Origin of the sequence: Endozoicomonas sp. ONNA2, assembly GCF_024606365.1 — a bacterium.
GTDB lineage: Bacteria > Pseudomonadota > Gammaproteobacteria > Pseudomonadales > Endozoicomonadaceae > Endozoicomonas.
Genome location: NZ_JAHHPO010000652.1, coordinates 1 through 1,542 on the forward strand (window position 1 = coordinate 1; position 1,542 = coordinate 1,542).

The following is a 1,542-nucleotide window of genomic DNA, read 5'->3' on the forward strand; positions in this document are numbered from 1 at the left end:
CATCAATCTTTATTTAAAATACTGCAGGTTTGTACCTGTCTATTTTTCAAAAGCAAGAAACAAGGAACAAAATACAAATATAAACAATTGAAATATATAGTTTTTTTAAAGCTCTTTGGAAATCCTTCGGCAAAAGATCACTTTTTTTCTTCACCCTGATTAGCGGATCAAGCGCTTTGATTTAATCCCCCACAATTTTAAAATTGAACGTTAGGCTCTTTTTCTGGTCTTAAGTATTAACACCCAGTTTTCAATATTGGTCAGGAAAGCCCATGCATCATATCCCCATACGTCGATTAATCAAGACCCCCTTAATGTTGTGTATTCTCAGTTGGTTCGCCATTGCCGACACCACGTCACAGGCATCTGCCCTGGCCGCTGAATGGACTCCCCCCCCCTGAGGAAGTGCCAACCAGTGCTTTCGCATCGCCCGGCCATACTTCTGAGCCCGGAGAAAATAATCAACAGCCGACAGACATAAGAACCGTAGATTACCGAGCCACCACGGAACTGCTATTGGAGCGCTATCCCTATGCCTTGATGAGCTATTTATCCGAAATGGACGCAATCCTGACCTCCGATGATCTGGAAAAACAGATATTTACTATTTTCAGACTCTCGTACCTGGACGCCATGAATTTTCAATTCGTGGCAAAACCGGAAGCCATCCCCGAGCAATGGCAGTCCCATTTTATTGCCACCGGCGAGCAAACCCTGAATTCTGGCAAGACCAGCCACCAGGTAATCGGTCAAATCAATCTTCCAGACTCGAATATAAGGGTCAGGGTATTTAAACGGACTGAAGACCTTTTATCTGACGCCCCCAGTCAAAGCAAGATCGTCCTTGCCCTTTCCGGGGAAAAATCCAATGAAGCTGTCCAGTGCCTGGTCAGGCAATCAAAACCTCCTCACCCCGTCAGCTCCCCCTGTTCTGATGCGGTCAAACACCTGCAGGACATTACCGATCTCGCTGATGACCTTAAAGAGATATATCCGAACCATTCACTGGAGATAACCGGTTACTCCTTCAGTGGCGCTGTTGCCCAGGCGGCCATGGCAATTTCCGACACCATTGAGCAAGCCTACATTTTCAACAGCCACGGTATTCACCCAACCTGGCTGGCAGGTATGCCGGAAGACAGGCTGGCCAGAATTCATCACTCTTTCGTTGAAGGCAGCTTTCTTCATGGACAGGACTATAACCCGCTCAGCAGATACTCCCGATGGAAACAGCCGCCGAACAAGGTGGCTGTTGCCGGTATGAAGATACCATCCAGTGGGCTTGAACCCCATATACGACATATCTATCAGCTGAATCACCATGACGGCTGGCTGGACACCTTTTATAACTACATCACCAGCATCTGGATTTTACACTCAAAAGAGTCAGTTCTAAGGGCGTTTGAGGCAAATTTAAAACTTGACTTCCCATGGTAAATCTGAAAGAGAGGCAAAGGCATTATCGGGGCAAAAGGCTGAAAATCACTTGACCGACGACAGCTGAAGGGTAAAATACGCAAAAAATTTGCCACGAAGTCAGCT

Annotated in this window: 2 protein-coding genes; both read left to right on the forward strand. The window is 46.4% G+C overall.

What is annotated here, in order from left to right; translation table 11 throughout:
• The first annotated feature begins 272 nt into the window (after positions 1-272).
• Positions 273-401 (forward strand): hypothetical protein, encoded by a 129-nt coding sequence (locus tag KDK14_RS11470; RefSeq protein WP_257265256.1) that lies wholly within the window; start codon positions 273-275, stop codon positions 399-401.
• Between the two features lie 4 nt (positions 402-405).
• Positions 406-1,437: a hypothetical protein gene (locus KDK14_RS11475; RefSeq protein ID WP_257265257.1), complete on the forward strand. Its 1,032-nt coding sequence runs from the start codon at positions 406-408 to the stop codon at positions 1,435-1,437.
• The last annotated feature ends 105 nt before the right edge of the window (positions 1,438-1,542 follow it).